Here is a 17,813-nt window from a genome sequence, read left to right on the forward strand (position 1 = left end):
CCTAGAGCAAGCCGTGCTTCTCGATCACCGGCCGCAACGCCGCCGGGTCGGTGAAATGGTGCACATGGAAGCCCAGGGCGGCCGCGGCCTCGACATTGGCCAGGCTGTCGTCGACGAACAGCAGGTCGGCCGGCTCCAGGCCGGTGCGCTCCAGGGCGATCTGGTAGATCCGCGCCTCGGGCTTGATCACCCGCTCGTGGCCCGAGACGACCGTGTCGCGGAAATGGCGAAAGGCCGGGCTCCTGGCCCGTACGCCGTCCCAGGTCTCGTGGGACATGTTGGTCAGGCCGAACTGCGGGACGCCGCGCGCGGCCAGGTCCTCGATGACCGATTCGGTCTCGGCGATCGTTCCGGAGAACATCTCATCCCAGCGGTCCCACCAGGCGGCGATGTGCTCGGCGTGGTGGGGATGCTTCGCGCTCAGGGCGGCGATGTTGTCGGCGAAGGTTACGCCGCGATCCGTCGCCGCGTGCCAGTCCATGGTCCCGACATGCGAAAGGAACCGGTCGAGATCGGCCGGTTCCTTGAAGATCTTCGCGTAGAGCGTGCGCGGGTTCCAGCGCACGATGACGTTGCCGACGTCCCAGAGCAGCGCCCTGGGAGGCCGTGCGGGCGTCATCAGCCTTGCTTGGCTTTGAAGCGCGGGTCGGTCTTGTTGATGATGTAGATGACGCCCTTGCGGCGGACCATCTTGCAGTCGCGGTGACGCGACTTCAGCGACTTCAGCGAGCTACGAACCTTCATGACCGTCTCTATACTCAGCGGAGAGGTTCGCGGCCGCCATGAGGGCGAAAGGAACATCCGGGATGTTTCGGAGGGCGTGCGTATAAGCAGGACAACCGCCGGAGTCAATGCGCGGCTTGGCCTCAAGACGCCTCCGCGCGTCGGAACGGCAGGAAAGCTCCACAGCTCAAGCGTGGCCCGGCGGAACTTAACCGCTCTGTCGCCCTTGTGATTGCAGCCCCGTCACGAACCCCGGTAGCCTGCTCTCATGGATAGACGCGTTTTCCTCGTTCTGCTGCTGGCCGGTTGCGCCGACACCTCGACCAACGCCCCCTTGGCGCCGTCGGTCGCTCCGCCTGCTCCGCCGCGCGTGCCGCCGCCCGTCCCGGCCGCGCCCAGCGCCGACCCGGCCGCCTCGGGCCAGGCCGTCGGCTTCGACGCCTGGCTGGCCGCCTTCAAGCAGAAGGCCCTGGCCGCCGGCCTGACCCAGCAGTTGCTTGACCGCGAGTTGGATGGCGTGACGCCCGACCCCAAGGTGATCTCGCTGGACGGCCGCCAGCCCGAATTCTCCAAGCCGGTCGGCGACTATATCAAGGGCGTGATCAGCGACGACCGCGTGGCCGTGGGCCGCGACAAGCGCCAGAGCCTGACCTTCCTGCCGGCCATCGAGGCCCGCTACGGCGTGCCGCGCGACATCCTGCTGGCCGTCTGGGCCATGGAATCGGCGTTCGGCAAGATCCAGGGCAATTTCGACGTCGTGCGCTCGATGGCCAGCCTGGCCGCCGACGGCCGGCGCCGGGCCTGGGCCGAGGGCGAGCTGATCGCCGCCCTGAAGATCATCGCCTCGGGCGAGGACACCCGCGCCCAGCTCAAGGGCTCATGGGCGGGGGCCATGGGCCAGACCCAGTTCCTGCCGTCCAACTACCTGTCGACCGCCGTCGACTTCGACGGCGACGGCCGGCGCGACATCTGGGGCAGCGACAGCGACAGCCTGGCTTCGGCCGCCAACCTGCTGAAGAAGGGCGGCTGGAAGCCCGGCGTCGGCTGGGCCAAGGAGGTGATCCTGCCGGCCGGCTTCGACTACGGTCTGGCCGAGGGCCCGCGCGAGGTCCCCTCTTGGTGGGAAGCCAAGGGCGTCAAGCGGGCCGACGGCCTGCCCTGGACCCCGGCCGACGCCGCCTCGCCCGCCGGCCTGATCCTGCCGGCCGGCTGGTCGGGCCCGGCCTTCCTGGCCCTGCCCAATCACTTCGCGATCCGCACCTACAACAACTCCACGTCCTACGCCCTGGGGATCGGCCTGCTGGCCGACCGGTTCGCGGGCGGCGGGCCGCTGGTCGCCGCCTGGCCGGTCGAGACCCCGCTGAGCCTGGCCGACCGCATGGCCGCCCAGATCGCTCTTGGTCGTTTGGGCTTTGACCCTGGCCCGGCGGACGGGGTGGTCGGGGCCGGCACGCGCAAGGCCCTGCGCGCCTGGCAGGCCGACCGCAAGCTGCCCGCCGACGGCTACCTGTCGTCCGACATGGTGGCCCGGCTGAAAGCCCAGGCGGGGATCAGCTAGCGGACGGTGACGTCCACCGCGATCCGACGGACGGCGTCGGGGCTGGAACCCTGCGGCGCCATCCGGTCGTGGCCGGTATAGCCCGCGGCAGGCCTGCCCTCAATGCGGCCCCGTGGCGTCGATCGAGCTGGCGTCCACCACCTGGGCCTCGTCGCGGGCCTCGCGAGGGGCCGCGGCCTCGCCGACCCGGCGCATGACCGGGTCGATCAGGGCGTAGGCCACCAGGCCGGCCAGCACCGCGACGTTCATCAGGTAGGGCGACGGATGGGCCCACTTGTAGAGCGCCACGCCCAGCACCGGGGCGATGATCACCGAGGCGCCGTTGATGGCGCTGATCGCGCCGGCCACCGCCCCCTGCTCCTCGTGGCCCACCGACAGCGAGGCGCCGGCCGTGAAGCCGGGCCGGGCGAAGCCGTAGCCCAGGCTGCAGAGGGCGAAGCCGACCACCAGGGTGTGGTAGTCGGGCGAGAAGGCGACGATCAGGTTGCCCAGCACCGCGCAGCCCGCGCCCAGCCACAGCAGCTGGCGCGGCGCCAGGCGCAGCATGCGGATCAGGCCCCACTGGGCCAGCAGGCTGGCCACCGCCCCGGCCATCATCGCCACCCCGGCGAAGGCGGCCGCCTTGGCTGGCGAGATGTTCAGCTTGTCGATGACCATGAAGCCCAGGGTCTGCTGGTTCACCGTCTGGGCGCTGGCCAGCAGGAAGCCGTAGACGACGAAGGGCATGATCCGCCGGTCGTTCCAGCGCACCCGGGCCCTGGGCCTGGCGGAGGCGCCGGCCTCGCGGTCGGGAATCTCCTCGGGACGCTCGGGCAGGCCGCGCAGCACCAGCACCAGCACCACGCCGGCGATCAATGCGAACGAGAACATCGGCCCCGACAGGGTCAGCAGCGGAAAGACCAGGAACGGCGCGACCGCCGGACCCAGGATCGTGCCCAGGCCGCTGGCCGAGGCCATGGTGGCCAGGGCGTTGGTGCGGTCGGCCGGCGCCGTGCGGTCGGCGACATAGGCCTGGGCCGCGGGGTTCGAGGCGCTGCCGACCAGGCCGAAGATGGCCCGCGACAGGGCCGCCCCAGCGAACACCGCCAGCGGGACCATCAGCCCCTTCAGCCCCATCAGGATGAAGAAGCCGAAGCCCAGCATCGACACCGCGAAGCCCGCCATGCCCAGGACCACCATCGGCTTGCGGCCGCGCTTGTCGGACATCCGCGCCCAGACTGGCGACATCACGCCCCACAGCAGGGCCGACAGCGAGAAGATCGAGCTGATCAGCACGTCGGGGATGCCGACCTGGCGACCGATGGCCGGCAGCACGGTCTGCAGGGCGGTGTTGCCCGCGGCGCTGGACAGCAGGACGGCGAACAGGATGGCGAAGGCCCGGCCCTTGGCCTTGTCGTCCAGGCGGACATCCGGGCTGGCGGCGCTCATGCTTCCCCTCCGGCGCGCTTGGCCGGTTGGTTCCGGCCTTCGGCGTCAAACATCTGTTAGGCGGGTGCGGCGAAAGGCGCAACAGGGCCGCAAACCCGCGCTCACCTTGGATTAAGCATTAACCGCGATGATCGCGACGCAAGTTACCCGGGGCTCTCCACGTCATGTTCCAGATCATCGGCATCGTCCTGCTGTTCGGCCTCGTGTTCGGCAGCTTCATCATGTCCGGCGGCAAGATGGACGTGATCATCGAGGCCGCCCCGCACGAGCTGATGTGCATCCTGGGCGCGGGCATCGCCTCGTTCCTGATCTCCAACTCGATGACGGTGATCAAGGCCACCGGCGCCGGCTTCGGCAAGATCTTCGCCGGCCCCAAATGGAAGACCTCCGACTACCGCGACCTGCTCAGCCTGCTGTTCCTGCTGACCAAGACCATGAAGTCCAAGGGCGTCATCGCGCTGGAAAGCCATATCGAAAAGCCCAACGACAGCTCGATCTTCCAGCGCTACCCGAAGATCACCAAGGATCACTTCGCCGTCGACTTCATCTGCGACACCCTGCGGATGATGACCATGAACCTGGAGGATCCCCACCAGGTCGAGGACGCGATGGAGAAGCAGCTCGAAAAGCACCATCACGAAGGCCTGGCCCCGGCCCACGCCCTGCAGAGCCTGGCCGACGCCCTGCCCGCCCTGGGCATCGTCGCCGCCGTGCTCGGGGTCATCAAGACCATGGGCTCGATCACCGAGCCGCCGGCCGTGCTGGGGGCGATGATCGGCGGGGCGCTGGTCGGCACCTTCCTCGGGGTGTTCCTGGCCTATGGCCTGGTCGGCCCGTTCTCCACGCGCCTGACGGCCGTGGTCGACGAGGAGGGCTCGTTCTACAAGATCATCCAGTCGGTGCTGGTCGCCCACCTGCACGGCAACGCCGCCCAGATCAGCGTCGAGATCGGCCGCGGCAACGTGCCGAGCGAGGCCCAGCCCAGCTTCCTTGAGCTGGAAGAAGCCCTGCAGGCCATCCCCGCCGAAGGCTGACACGGACGATCACGGAGTGATCACGGATCCGTGAACAATTGTCTTGCCCCTGCCATGGAACTGATGTTCTGTGACCGGGTGACACGGCCCAGCCGGACCGTAGTCGCCAGACAAGCAGTCGCAAGGGAAGTCCCTATGACCACCAAGATTCTCCGCTCGATCCTGATCGCAGGCATGGCCGTCTCGGCCCTGTCGCTGGCCGCCTGCGGCAAGAAGGCCGAAGAGTCGGCGGACGCCTCGGCCCAGAAGGCCCAGGAAGCCGCCGCCTCGGCCAGCACGGCCACGGACGCGGCGGCGAACGCCGCCACCGCCGCCACCGACGCCAACAAGGCCGCCGCCGACGCCGCCGCGGCCCCGGCCGCCCAGGATGCGACGACCGCCGCCGAGGCGCCCGGTACGACCACCACCACGACCACCACCGAAAAGAAGACCGAGCCGGCCGCCCACTAAGGCTGCTCGCCTCGAAGCGATCGGAAGGGCCGTCCGCGAGGGCGGCCCTTCTTCTATGGGACGTCGCGGTCCTATAAGCGGCGCATGAGCGATCCCGCCCCGTCCCCCGGCTCTTCGATCTCGCCCCTCGTCTGGCGCGACGACGGCCTGCCGCAGTCGGCGCTGTACGGCGACGTCTATTTCTCCAGCGCCGACGGCCTGGCCGAGACCCGCGCGGTGTTCCTGGCCGGCTGCGACCTGCCCACCGCCTGGCGGGGGCGCGACCGCTTCGTGGTCGGCGAGCTCGGCTTCGGCACCGGCCTGAACATCGCCGCCCTGCTGGACCTGTGGCGGCGCGAGAAGAGCCCCGGCCAGCGCCTGCACGTCTTCTCGATCGAGGCCCATCCGATCACCCGCGACGAGGCGGCGCGGGCCCTGGCCGTCTGGCCGGAGTTGGGCGAGGCGGCCGGCGTGCTGCTCGACCACTGGCCCGGCCGGGCGCGCGGCTTTCACCGGGTCGACCTGCCCGGCTTCGACGCGACCCTCGACCTGGCGGTGATGGAGGTCGAGGACGCCCTGGCCGCCTGGGACGGCGCGGCCGACGCCTGGTTCCTGGACGGCTTCTCGCCGGCCCTGAACCCGGCCATGTGGCGCGAGGAGGTCCTGGCCGCCGTGGCCGCCCGCAGCGCCCCGGGCGCGCGCGCCGCCACCTTCACCGTGGCCGGCGCGGTGCGGCGCGGCCTGGCCGCCGCCGGCTTCCAGGTCGACAAGCGCCCCGGCTTCGGTCGCAAGAAGGAGCGATTGGAGGCGATCCTTCCGGGCGAGCCTCCCGCGTCCGTTCGCCCGCGCCGCCTGGCGGTGATCGGCGGCGGAATCGCCGGCGCCGCCATGGCCCGGGCCGCCCGGGCCGAGGGCCTGGACGTGGCGGTGTTCGACGAGGGCGTCGCGCCGGCCTCGGGCAACCCCGCCGCCCTGGTCACCCCGGCCCTGGACGCCGGCGGCGGCCCACGCGCCGCCCTGGCCGCCCAGACGTTCGCCCGCGCCGTCGCCCTCTATGCCGGCCTGCCCGAGGCGGTGATCGCCCGCGGCGTGCTGAAGCTGGCGGTCGCGCCGCGCGATGGCGAGCGCCATGCCGCCGTCGCCGCCCAGGACCTGTTCGAGCCGGGTGCGATGACCTTGCGCGACGCCGATCTCGCCGCCGCCCGACTCGACGAACCGGTCGCCGCTCCCGCCCTGGACATGGTCGACGCCCTGATCGTGGAGCCCGAGCGCGTGATCGAGGCCTGGCGCGGTCCGGCGACCCTCGCGCGGGTCGCCCGGCTGGCGCGCGAGGACGGAAGCTGGCGGCTGTACGATCCGGACGACCGCCTGCTGGCCCAGGTCGACGCCGTGGTGCTGGCCGGCGGGGCGGACCAGGCCCGGCTGTGGCCCGCCGCCCCGGTCCGCCCGGTGCGCGGCCAGGCGACCTGGACCGAGCGCCCGGCGCCCGCTCCCGCCGTCTTCGGCGCCTACGCCATTCCCACGCGGGACGGCGTGCTGTTCGGGGCCACCCATGATCGCGGCGTGGTCGAGACCGACACCCGGAAGACCGGCGATCGCCGCAACCTGCAGGCCCTGGCGAAGGGGCTGCCCGCCCTGGCCGCCCGACTGGCCGACGCGCCGTTGCGGGGCCGGGCCGCCGTGCGCGCCGCCACGGCCGACCACCTGCCGCTGGCCGGCGCGGTCCCGGGCGTTCCGGGCGGGCTGTTCGTGCTGGGCGGCCTGGGCGGACGCGGCTTCTGCCTGGCGCCGCTGCTGGCCGAGCACTTGGCGGCGCGGATCCTCGCCCTGCCGTCTCCCTTGCCTCGCCCCTTGTCGGACCTGGTCGAGCCCTCACGATTTTCGTCGCGCGCCGAGGGCTCCGGGGCGGTATAGTCGGCCGAGTTGGAGCGCTCCCAACCCGCGAGGTCTTCGCCGCAGATCCAAGGCTCGCCGCGAACTTTCGCCACTGGAGCCGACGCCGCAGAATGTCGGCCTGACCGGCGCCCGACGCCCTCTCGGGCTTTCCGGACGATGACGCTCTCGACACCGTCGGGGGCGTCTTTCTTTTGGGACGATGGCGCGCCGCTTCCCCTGTCTGCGCGGGAAGCGAAAGAAAAAGGGCCCGGCGTCGCCGCCGGGCCCTCCATCTTCGTCGTGATCGCGATCTTTAGAAGTTGATCGAGATCGTGGAACGGCGGTTCAGCGGTTCCTTCACACCATCGCCGGTGGCGACGGCCGGTTCGCTTTCGCCCTTCCAGTCCACCGCCAGGGTGGTGGCCTGGACGCCGGCGCCGACCAGAGCGTCGGCGACGGCCTTGGCGCGGCGCTCGGACAGCTTGGCGTTATACTTCGGAGACCCCGAGGTGTCGGTGTGGCCGACCACGGTGATCTTCGTCGCATTGCCGCCCTTGGCGTAGTCGGCCGCTTGCGAGACCACGGACTGGGCTTCCGGCGTCAGCACGTACTGATCGAACGGGAAGTAGACCACGAACTCACGCGCCTCGTAGGCCGGAGCCGCTGGCGGCGGGGGCGGCGGGGGCGGCGGTTCCGGCGGCGGCGGCGGCGGGGGCGGCGGAGGCGGCGGGGGCGGCGGAGGCGGCGGCGAGCCGAAGGTGTAGCGGACGCCCAGCGTCAGCGACGTGTCCTTGTACTTGCCTTCGTAGGTGCCGACGTCGGTCACCGCGCCGAAGTGGCCCGGGCCGCCGACATTGGTCGTCACCGAACCCCACTGCAGGTCGTCGGTCTGCAGGTAGCGGCCCGTCAGGTCCAGCGACCAGTTCGGGGCGAAGTCCCAGGCGATGCCCAGGATGCCCTGGTAGGCCAGGGCCTGGTCGACGTCGTCGAAGCTGGTGTTCTGGAACTGGGCGGCGCCGGCCGGGACGCCCGACAGCTGGCCATAGACCTTGTTGTGGACCCAGGCCGTACCGACGCCGGCGCCGATGAATGGACGCCAGCTGGAATCGGGCATGAAGTCATAGATGACGTTGGCCATCAGGGTCGTGGCCTTCAGGTCGCCGTTCGGCTTGCCGCAGGTCGGGGCCGCGGCGGTGCGCTCGATGCCGGCGGTGCAGAGGCCGATCGGCTGGGGATCGCCGCCCGAACCCCGGACGCTTTCGATGTCGCCCGAGCGATAGCCGTATTCACCCTCGACGCGCCAGTTCGGGGTCAGCTTGTAGCCGATACGGCCAAAGGCGGCCCAGTCGTCCTTGGCGGAGAACGTCCAGTCCGAAGCCCCCGTGGACGACGAAGCCTTGACGCCGTCGGTCGTATGGTACCCGACGTCGCCGGCGACGTACCATCCGCTCAATGCGCTTTGGGCGGAGGCGCCTGACGCGGCGCAGAGCGCCAACGTCGCGACACCAGCCAGCAACCGGATTTTCATGATGTAACCCTCTACGTGAATGTCTTGAAGCCAGCTTGGGAGTGACCTCACGACGACAAACGCGCCAGTAGCAAAATCAGGTGTGGCTAAGGCGCCACATTCGCGCCATTTCGTCGGAAAAGCGACGCAACGCCCGGGAACCCGGCGTCGTCCGCGGAAGAATAGCAGCGTTCTCCCAAGTCGTCGGCAGATCTTCAACCCCCGACGCCTCGCGAAAGCGGGAAACTCCGATCCTGGGAATCATCGCGCCCCCGGGTGCGCAACGATCGGTCGCACCGCGCCCAAAACAGAGGCGCCTCGCATCGACCCGCGCCGCGCCCAGTATTACACATTGCATCCTTCGTAATATCGACGATGGGATGGTCTTCATGGATACGCTCCCCTCCACCCTTGCCCGCCTGAGCATCAGCCTGCCGGCCGAGCTGATGGCGCAGCTCGACGCCATGGTCGCCGAACGCGGCCTGCCCAGCCGCTCGCAGATGATCGCCGAACTGATCCGCCACGAGCTGGCCGAGCACAGCGCCGAGCGTCCGGAAGCCGTTTTGGCCGGCACCATCACCCTGATCTATCGCGCCGAAAGCGGACGGGTGCGCCACGCCCTGGCCCAGACCCAGCTCGGCTACGTCAAGGAAGTGATCTCGGCCCAGAACGTCTTCCTGGAGGACGACCAGGCCATGGAGGTGCTTCTGGTCCAGGGTCCGTTCGAGCGCCTGCAGCAGCTGTGCGACGACCTGCGCAAGGTGCGGGGCGTGCAGCAGATCAAGCTGGTCACCACCACCGCCCTGCTGCCGCCGCTGCACTTCCATGGCGAAGACGGAGAACCGGCCTGATGAGCCAGACCGCCGATCCCTACGCCGCCCAGGCCCACGCCCGGGCCCAGGCCGGAACTCGGGCCGAAGCCATGCCGACCGTCCCGGCCACGGCGGCGGTCGACCTGCCGGCTGGCGTCGCGGCGCAGGACGTGGTCTGGGACGAGACCATCGCGCCGGGCGGCTACGCCAGCCGCCAGATCGCGCGTGGGACCCGGTTGCGCCTGACCGACCTGGACGGCGACGCGAGCCCGTCGCTGCTGCTGTTCAACGCCGAGCGCCCGGTCGAGCGACTGAACATCGCCGACACCCTGAAGGTGCAGTGGAACGGCTATCTGGGCCAAGGCCGGCTCTTGTTGTCGGACATGGGCCGGGTGCTGGCCAGCCTGGTCGAGGACACGGCCGGAACCCACGACGCCTTCTGCGGCGCCTCCAACCAGGCCAGCAACGCCCGCAAGTACGGCGACGGCTTCAATCACGGCGCCCATCCCAACGCCCGTGACCGCTTCTCGCTGGGCGCGGCCAAGTTCGGCCTGGGCCGCAAGGACATCCATCCCTGCTTGAACCTGTTCAAGGACGTGCGGATCGCCCAGGGCGGCGAGACGGTGCTCGATGTCGGTCCCTATCCGCCCGGCCGGTTCGTCACCCTGCGGGCCGAGATGGACCTGATCGTCGTGCTGGCCAACTGCCCGCACGTGCTCGACCCGCGCCCGGCCTACGCCGTCACCCCGCTGCGGGCCACCGCCTGGCGCGGGCCCGTCACGCCGGAGGCCGACCCGATCCGCAACGCGACGCCGGAGGGCCTGCGCGCCTTCCTCAACGTCGAAGACTATTACCGTCGGTGAGCGCCATGACCCACGCCCCGCCCCCGTTGGCCGGAACCGTCGTCCATGACGAGGTCGTGCCAGCCCGCGCGCCCTGGCTGCATAGGATCAACGCCGGCCAGACCCTGCGGATCGTCGACCTGGAGGGCAACCAGGCCGTCGACTTCCTGGCCTACAGCGCCGCCGACGACGCCGAGCGCTACAGCGCCCAGGACACCATCGCGGCCCAGGGCAACATCTTCCTGCGCGAGGGCTCGGTGCTGTTGTCCAACGAGGGCGCGGCCATGATGACCGTGACCGCCACCGCCGTCGCCTATCACGACACCATCGGCGGGGCCTGCTCGTGCGAGAGCAACACCCTGCGCTATGGCCACCACACCAAGGCCCAGCACGCCTGCGTCGAGAACTTCCTGATCGCCAACGCCCGCCACGGCCGCGGCAAGCGCGACATGGTCGGCAACGTCAACTGGTTCATGAACGTGCCGGTCGAGGCCGACGGGGCCCTGGGCATCGTCGACGGCATCTCGGCGCCCGGCCTCCACGTCGACCTGCGGGCCGAGATGGACGTGGTGGTGGTGGTGTCCAACTGCCCGCAGATCAACAACCCCTGCAACGGCTTCAACCCGACGCCCGTGCGCATGATCGTTACGGAATAGGGCCGCCCCCATGCTCGACAAGGTCCCTTTCGACAAGGTCCTGATCGCCAACCGCGGCGCCATCGCCTGCCGGATCATCCGCACGCTGAAGGCGATGGGCGTGAAGTCCGTGGCGGTGTTCAGCGACGCCGACGCCGGTTCGCTGCACGTCAGCCTGGCCGACGAGGCGGTGCGGATCGGTCCGGCCCCGGCCGCCGACAGCTATCTGCGCGGCGACCTGATCCTGGCCGCGGCCAAGGCGACGGGCGCCCAGGCGATCCATCCGGGCTATGGCTTCCTCAGCGAGAACGCGAGCTTCGCCGAGGCTTGCGAAGCGGCCGGCGTCGCCTTCATCGGCCCGACCGCCGACAACATCCGCGCCTTCGGCCTCAAGCACACCGCGCGAGACCTGGCCCAGGGCCATGGCGTGCCGCTGGCGCCGGGCACCGATCTGCTGGTCGATCCGGCCGCCGCCTTGGAAGCGGCCGAGCGCATCGGCTTTCCGGTCATCCTGAAGGCCACGGCCGGCGGCGGCGGCATCGGCATGCGGGTCTGCGAGACCGCCGAAGCCGTGGCCGAGGCCTTCGCCGCCGTCCAGCGGTTGGCGACGGGCAATTTCAGCGACGGCGGCGTGTTCCTGGAGCGCTATGTGCGCCAGGCCCGCCATGTCGAGGTGCAGGTGTTCGGCGACGGGGCCGGCAGGGTCGTGGCCCTGGGCGAACGCGACTGCTCGCTGCAGCGGCGCAACCAGAAGGTCGTCGAGGAAACCCCCGCCCCCGGCCTGCCCGCCGCCACCCGTACGGCCCTGCTGGAGGCGGCCACGCGCCTGGCCTCGGCCGCCAACTACCGCTCGGCCGGCACGGTGGAGTTCCTCTACGACGCCGAGCGCGACGACTTCTTCTTCCTGGAGGTCAACACCCGCCTGCAGGTCGAGCACGGCGTCACCGAGCAGGTGACGGGCGTCGACCTGGTCGAATGGATGGTGCGCGGGGCGGCCGGCGACTTCGCCTTCCTCGACACCCCGCCGCCCGAGCCCAAGGGCGCCTCGATCCAGGTGCGGCTCTATGCCGAGGACCCGGCCCAAGACTATCGGCCCAGTTCCGGCGTGCTGACCCAGGTGCGCTTCCCTGAAGGCGTCCGCGCCGACGGCTGGGTGGTCGACGGGACCGAGGTCAGCGCCTTCTACGACCCGCTGCTGGCCAAGCTGATCGTCACCGCGCCGGACCGCCCGGCGGCGGTGACGGCCCTGCAGGCGGCGCTGGACGACACCCGCCTGGCGGGGATCGAGACCAATCTCGACTGGCTGCGGGCCGTGGTCCGCAGCCCGCCCTTCGTCACCGGCCAGGTCTCGACCCGGGCCCTCGAGACCGTGGCCTGGACGCCGGACACCATTCAGGTACTCAGCGGCGGCCCTGCCACCACCGTCCAGGACTGGCCGGGGCGGCAAGGCTACTGGGACGTCGGGGTGCCGCCGTCGGGGCCGATGGACGACCTGGCCTTCCGGCTGGGCAACCGCCTGCTGGGCAATGGCGACGACGCGGCCGGGCTTGAGATCACAGCCCTCGGCCCGACGCTGAAGTTCAACCGCGCCGCCGTGGTCTGCCTGACCGGAGCGACCTTCGACGCCAAGCTCGATGGCGTTGCGGCCCCGGCCTACGCGCCGTTCGCCGTCGCGCCGGGCCAGGTGCTGAAGATCGGCCGCGTGGTCGGGGCCGGCCTGCGCGGCTATCTGCTGTTCCAGGGCGGACTGGACGTGCCGGCCTATCTGGGCAGCCGCTCGACCTTCACCCTCGGCGGCTTCGGCGGTCATGCCGGCCGCAACCTGACGGCCGGCGACGTGCTGCGGTTGGCCTCCGATGGGGACAGGCACATGTGCCTGTCCCCGACCGCGCCCCTGCCCTCTGCCCTTCGCCCGGCCACGACCAAGGCCTGGACCATCCGCGTCCTGCCCGGCCCGCACGGCGCGCCCGACTTCTTCACCTCCGCCGATGTCGCGATGATCGGCGGGACGGACTGGAAGGTCCACTACAACTCCAATCGCACCGGCGTGCGCCTGGTGGGCCCCAAGCCGCAATGGGCCCGCCGCGACGGCGGCGAGGCGGGGCTGCACCCGTCCAACATCCACGACAACGCCTACGCCGTCGGGGCGGTCGACTTCACCGGCGACATGCCGATCATCCTGGGCCCGGACGGCCCGTCCCTGGGCGGCTTCGTCTGCCCGTTCGTGATCATCCAGGCCGACCTCTGGAAGGCCGGACAGCTGGCGCCGGGGGACACCGTGCGGTTCGCGGTCGTGGACGACGCGGCGGCGGCCTTGGCTCTTTCCAAACAGGAAGCTTTGCTCGGCGCGGTGAGCCCCCTCAGTCGCTCCGCGACAGCTCCCCCAGAGGGGGAGCAACTGACGGCCCGGCAAGATCCTCCCCCTCTGGGGGAGGTGGCGGCGAAGCCGATGGAGGGGGACGGCCCCATCCTGGCCGAACTCCCCGCCGACGGCCACCGCCCCCGCGTCACCTACCGCCGCCAGGGCGACCAGCACCTGCTGGTCGAGTACGGCCCGATCGTGCTGGACCTGGAGCTGCGGCTGCGCATCCACGCCCTGCTGCTCGATCTTCAAGCCCTGGCCCTGCCCGGCGTCATCGACCTGACGCCCGGCATCCGCTCGCTGCAGGTCCACTATGACAGCCGCCGCCTCACCCAGGCCGACCTGCTGGCCGTGCTGGTCGCGGCCGAGGAACGGCTGGGCGGGCTGGACGACTTCGAGATCCCCTCGCGCGTGATCCACCTGCCGCTGAGCTGGAACGACCCGGCAATCAGACAGACCATCGACAAGTACATGCAGGCGGTCCGCGACGACGCGCCCTGGTGCCCCGACAACATCGAGTTCATCCGTCGGGTCAACGGCCTGGCCAGCATCGACGACGTCCAGCGGATCGTCTTCGACGCCCGCTACCTGGTGATGGGCCTGGGCGACGTCTATCTGGGCGCGCCGGTCGCCACGCCGGTCGATCCGCGCCACCGGCTGGTCACCACCAAATATAATCCGGCCCGCACCTGGACTCCGCCCAACGTGGTCGGCATCGGCGGCGCCTATATGTGCATCTACGGCATGGAGGGGCCTGGCGGCTACCAACTGTTCGGGCGCACCATCCAGGTGTGGAACACCTGGCGGCAGACCGAGGCCTTCACCGATGGCAAGCCCTGGCTCTTAAGGTTCTTCGACCAGATCCGCTTCTTCCCGGTCAGCGCCGATGAACTGGTCGAATGGCGTCGCGACTTCCCGCTGGGCCGTCGCCAGATCCGCATCGACCAGGAGACCTTCCGGCTCTCGGACTATCGCAAGATGCTGGCCGACAACGCCGACAGCATCGAGGCCTTCCAGTCCACCCGCCAGGCCGCCTTCGACGCCGAGCGCGCCGACTGGGAGGCCAAGGGCGAATTCGCCCGGGTCGAGGCCCTGTCCAGCGTCGCCGGCGACGCCGGCGAGACCGTCGCGATCGTCGCGCCCGAGGGCAGCGACCTGGTCGAGGCCCCGCTGGGCGGCAATGTCTGGAAGGTGCTGGTCGAGCCCGGCCAACGGGTCGCGGCCGGCGCGGTGATCGCGGTGATCGAGGCCATGAAGGCCGAGTGCGACGTCAACAGCCCGACGGCCGGGCTCGTCATCGCCGTCTACGCCCAGCCCGGCCAGGCCATCGCCGCCGGCGCGCCGATCGTGGCCATCGCCCCGGACCTGCCCAGTCTTGGGGACGCTGCCGCATGAGCGATTTCCAGCGCCTGTCGGTCACCGCCATCGCCGAGGCCGTCAACGACGGAGCCAGCGCGGTCGCCGTCGCGCAAGGGGCGCTCGACGCCGTCGCCGCCTACGACCTGGTCCAGCCCCAAGCCTGGATCCTGCGCCTGCCGCCCGAGGCGGTGCTGGCCCAAGCCCGGGCCGTCGAGGCCAGGGTCGCGGCCGGCGAGCTCCTGCCCCTGGCCGGGGTCCCGTTCGCGGTGAAGGACAATATCGACGTCGTCGACCTGCCGACCAGCGCCGCCTGCCCGGCCTTCGCCTACACGCCCGATCGGTCGGCGACCGTGGTCGAGCGGCTGGTCGAGGCCGGGGCGGTGCTGATCGGCAAGACCAACCTCGACCAGTTCGCCACCGGCCTGGTCGGAGTCCGCAGCCCCTATGGCGCGCCGCTGTGCGTGTTCAACCAGGCCTATGTCAGCGGCGGCTCCAGCTCCGGCTCGGCGGTGGCCGTGGCGGCGGGCCTCGTGGCGTTCGCCCTGGGCACCGACACCGCCGGCTCGGGCCGGGTGCCGGCCGCCTTCAACCACCTGATCGGGCTCAAGCCCAGCAAGGGCCGCTGGAGCACGCGCGGCGTGGTCCCCGCCTGCCGCTCGCTGGACTGCGTCAGCGTGTTCGCCGCCGACCTGGCCGGAGCGGCGCTGGTGGACGAGGTGCTGACGGGGTTTGACGCGGAGGACGACTATTCGCGGCGAGCATCGGAAAACCCCCTCAGTCGCTTCGCGACAGCTCCCCCAGAGGGGGAGCATCTGGGCGGCGCTAGATCCTCCCCCTCTGGGGGAGGTGGCCTGGAGGGCCGGAGGGGGGTTCGCTTCGGGATCCCGTTTCCCGACCAGCGCCTGTTCCTCGGCGACGAACAATCGGCCGCCCTCTACGCCGCCGCCATCGACCGCATGACCGCGGCCGGCGGAACGCCCGTCGAGATCGACATCGCCCCCCTGCTGGACTGCGCCAAGCTGCTCTACAGCGGCCCGTGGGTGGCCGAGCGCACGGCGGCCGTCGAGGCCCTGCTGCGCGATGCGCCCGGCGCGATCCATCCGACCGTGCGGGCCATTGTCCAGGGCGGCCTGGCGGTGACCGGCGTCGAGACCTTCAACGGCCTCTACGCCCTGGAGGCCTATCGCCGGTCGGCCGAGCCGATCTGGGAGGCGGTGGAGGTGATGCTGCTGCCCACCGCCCCGACCATCTATCGCCTGAAGGAGGTGCTGGCCGAGCCGATCGCGCTGAACGCCAATCTCGGCCTCTACACCAATTTCGTGAACCTGCTCGACATGAGCGCCCTCGCAGTCCCGGCCGGCTTCCGCGAGAGCGGCACGGGCTTCGGCGTCACCCTGATCGGGCCGGCCTTCGCCGACCGCGCGCTGCTGGCCCTGGCCGAGCGTTACCTGGAGACCTTCCCCATGGCCGACATGCCCCCGCTCGACCTGACGCCCCGCAAGTCCGGCGTGAAGCTGGCCGTGGTCGGCGCCCACCTGGCCGGCATGCCGCTGCACTGGCAGTTGACCTCGCGCGAGGCCCGGCTGGTCGCCGCGACCCGGACCGCGCCGGCCTACAGGCTCTACGCCATGGCCGAGACCACCCCGCCCAAGCCCGCCCTGGTCCATGTCGGAGACGGCGGAAGCGCGATCCTGGTCGAGGTCTATGAGCTGGACTTCGAGGCCTTCGGCAGCTTCACCGCCGAGGTTCCCGCCCCCCTTGCCATCGGCACGGTGACCCTGGAGGACGGGACCTCGGTAAAGGGTTTCGTCGCCGAGCCCCGCGCCCTGAACGGCGCGACGGACATCACCGAGCTGGGCGGCTGGCGGGCCTATATCGCCTCGCTGGCGGGCTAACGGACGGGACTTCCAAGCATTTTTCCCCGGAATCGCGGGAAACCTGCTAGGATTGCCCACGCGCCGAACTTGGCGCCCATGCACAGCAGACAATCGTCTCGACGTTCCGACCACGCGACCGTCGCGTAGCCGGGTCTCGCCGCGCGCCCTGCCCGGACCCGGAAACTACGATGCCCAAGCACGCCGAAATCACCTGGATCGCCCAGAACGGACGCCACACCACCTACGAGCGGATTTCCCATGTCGGCGGCGATACGCCGGAGCCCTGGTCGCTGACGATCCGGCAGGCGGTCAAGCTGGCCGAGGCGGGTCAGCGCCGGTTCTTCGTGATGCGCGACGGGGTCGAGGTGAAGGTCGAGGCCCTGACCAGCCGCACGGGCGCCCGTTATCTGAAGACGGCCAACGACCGCAACGAACCCCATGAACTCTTGAAGCTTCCGGCCAATCCGGAATTCGAGGCCCAGATGGCCGCGGCCAGCGCTCAGGTCGCCTAGAGCAAACCGCGTGATATAAAAATCGCGCGGTTTGCTCTAGATTTTTGTTTTCGCATCGCTTTCGCGGAAAACCGGCATCCACTTTTCCGCGCGATGCTCTAGCCGCCCAACCCCGCCAGCGCCTCCGGCCCCACCGCCCCGGGCTTGTCCAGTGGGAAGTCGTAGACCGCCGTCGAGCCGTAGCGGTGCGGGGCCTGCGGGTCGCGCCGGCGCTTGTCGAAGGCCAGGACGCGGGTGCCCAGCTTGAAGGCCTCCTTGATGTCGTGGGTGACCATCATGATGGTCAGGCCATGCTCGCGCCAAAGGCCGGTGATCAGCTCGTGCATGTCCAGGCGCACGCCGGGATCCAGGGCGCCGAACGGCTCGTCCAGCAGCAGGATGCGCGGCTTCTTGACCAGGGCTTGGGCGATGGCCAGGCGCTGCTGCATGCCGCCCGACATCTGGGCTGGATAGACGTCGCCGCTGTCGCCCAGGCCGACGGCGGCCAGCATCCGGTCGGCCTGCTCGGCCGCCGCGCGGCGCCTGGCGCCCGACAGTCGTCCCAGCAACGGCGAGCCTTCGCAGTCGAGACCGAAGATCACGTTGTCGCGGGCGCTCAGGTGCGGGAACACCGAATATTTCTGGAATACCACGCCGCGGTCCGGTCCTGGCTCGGCGCGCAGCTTGCGGCCGTCCAGGTCGATCGCGCCCTTGGTCGGCGCCTCCTGGCCCAGGGCCAGGCGCAGGAAGGTGCTCTTGCCCGCCCCGGACGGGCCGACGATGGAGACGAAGCTGCCCTGCTTGATCGACAGGTCGACGTTCTCGAGCACGACCTTGTCGCCATACTCCACCCACACGTTGCGGAAGGTCAGGAGGTCCAT

At 70.5% G+C, this 17,813-nt stretch carries 15 protein-coding genes; 10 read left to right on the forward strand and 5 right to left on the reverse strand.

The window, feature by feature from the left end; all coding sequences use genetic code 11:
- Window position 1: 1 nt before the first annotated feature.
- Entirely contained in the window at window positions 2-619 is a 618-nt protein-coding gene (locus J2X41_RS11860) for an HAD family phosphatase (protein WP_310082062.1), read from the reverse strand.
- On the reverse strand, window positions 619-744 hold the full coding sequence (gene ykgO, locus J2X41_RS11865) for a type B 50S ribosomal protein L36 (protein ID WP_018061125.1): 126 nt from the start codon (window positions 742-744) through the stop codon (window positions 619-621). Before ykgO ends, J2X41_RS11860 begins: the two co-directional genes overlap by 1 nt.
- A gap of 247 nt (window positions 745-991) precedes the next feature.
- Here ykgO and J2X41_RS11870 point away from each other — a divergent pair, with 247 nt between their 5' ends.
- Complete coding sequence (locus J2X41_RS11870; RefSeq protein WP_310082063.1) at window positions 992-2,281, forward strand: lytic murein transglycosylase; 1,290 nt, start codon at window positions 992-994, stop codon at window positions 2,279-2,281.
- 99 nt (window positions 2,282-2,380) lie between these two features.
- Here the strand turns inward: J2X41_RS11870 and J2X41_RS11875 are convergent, their stop codons facing one another.
- Window positions 2,381-3,709: an MFS transporter gene (locus J2X41_RS11875; RefSeq protein ID WP_310082064.1), complete on the reverse strand. Its 1,329-nt coding sequence runs from the start codon at window positions 3,707-3,709 to the stop codon at window positions 2,381-2,383.
- 164 nt (window positions 3,710-3,873) lie between these two features.
- On the opposite strand from J2X41_RS11875, the gene motA reads away from it, so the two are divergent.
- The 3 genes from motA to mnmD all read left to right on the forward strand — a co-directional run bounded on the left by motA (window position 3,874) and on the right by mnmD (window position 7,086).
- The gene (gene motA / locus J2X41_RS11880) at window positions 3,874-4,743 is read left to right on the forward strand and encodes a flagellar motor stator protein MotA (RefSeq protein WP_310082065.1); all 870 of its coding nucleotides are present in this window, start codon (window positions 3,874-3,876) and stop codon (window positions 4,741-4,743) included.
- 135 nt (window positions 4,744-4,878) lie between these two features.
- Window positions 4,879-5,193: a hypothetical protein gene (locus J2X41_RS11885; protein WP_310082066.1), complete on the forward strand. Its 315-nt coding sequence runs from the start codon at window positions 4,879-4,881 to the stop codon at window positions 5,191-5,193.
- Window positions 5,194-5,277: 84 nt separating this feature from the next.
- Window positions 5,278-7,086 (forward strand): tRNA (5-methylaminomethyl-2-thiouridine)(34)-methyltransferase MnmD, encoded by a 1,809-nt coding sequence (mnmD, locus tag J2X41_RS11890; RefSeq protein WP_310082067.1) that lies wholly within the window; start codon window positions 5,278-5,280, stop codon window positions 7,084-7,086.
- Window positions 7,087-7,360: 274 nt separating this feature from the next.
- On the opposite strand, the gene J2X41_RS11895 is transcribed toward mnmD, so the two are convergent.
- The gene (locus J2X41_RS11895) at window positions 7,361-8,575 is read right to left on the reverse strand and encodes an OmpA family protein (protein WP_310082068.1); all 1,215 of its coding nucleotides are present in this window, start codon (window positions 8,573-8,575) and stop codon (window positions 7,361-7,363) included.
- 368 nt (window positions 8,576-8,943) lie between these two features.
- Between J2X41_RS11895 and J2X41_RS11900 the strand changes: the two genes are divergently transcribed.
- From J2X41_RS11900 to J2X41_RS11925, 6 genes are all read left to right on the forward strand, one after another.
- Entirely contained in the window at window positions 8,944-9,405 is a 462-nt protein-coding gene (locus J2X41_RS11900; RefSeq protein WP_404979933.1) for a CopG family ribbon-helix-helix protein, read from the forward strand.
- Window positions 9,405-10,229: an urea amidolyase associated protein UAAP1 gene (locus tag J2X41_RS11905; protein WP_310082071.1), complete on the forward strand. Its 825-nt coding sequence runs from the start codon at window positions 9,405-9,407 to the stop codon at window positions 10,227-10,229. The genes J2X41_RS11900 and J2X41_RS11905 overlap by 1 nt, the downstream gene beginning before the upstream one ends.
- A 5-nt stretch (window positions 10,230-10,234) precedes the next feature.
- Complete coding sequence (locus J2X41_RS11910; RefSeq protein WP_310082073.1) at window positions 10,235-10,864, forward strand: urea amidolyase associated protein UAAP2; 630 nt, start codon at window positions 10,235-10,237, stop codon at window positions 10,862-10,864.
- A gap of 10 nt (window positions 10,865-10,874) precedes the next feature.
- Window positions 10,875-14,600: an urea carboxylase gene (gene uca, locus J2X41_RS11915; protein ID WP_310082074.1), complete on the forward strand. Its 3,726-nt coding sequence runs from the start codon at window positions 10,875-10,877 to the stop codon at window positions 14,598-14,600.
- The gene (locus J2X41_RS11920) at window positions 14,597-16,459 is read left to right on the forward strand and encodes an allophanate hydrolase (RefSeq protein ID WP_310082075.1); all 1,863 of its coding nucleotides are present in this window, start codon (window positions 14,597-14,599) and stop codon (window positions 16,457-16,459) included. Before uca ends, J2X41_RS11920 begins: the two co-directional genes overlap by 4 nt.
- Before the next feature lie 170 nt (window positions 16,460-16,629).
- Entirely contained in the window at window positions 16,630-16,953 is a 324-nt protein-coding gene (locus J2X41_RS11925; protein WP_310082076.1) for a DUF3892 domain-containing protein, read from the forward strand.
- Window positions 16,954-17,051: 98 nt separating this feature from the next.
- Here the strand turns inward: J2X41_RS11925 and J2X41_RS11930 are convergent, their stop codons facing one another.
- Window positions 17,052-17,813, reverse strand: coding sequence for an ABC transporter ATP-binding protein (locus J2X41_RS11930; protein ID WP_310082077.1), 762 nt, complete (start codon window positions 17,811-17,813; stop codon window positions 17,052-17,054).

The sequence above is a fragment of the Caulobacter sp. BE254 genome, assembly GCF_031457295.1.
GTDB lineage: Bacteria > Pseudomonadota > Alphaproteobacteria > Caulobacterales > Caulobacteraceae > Caulobacter.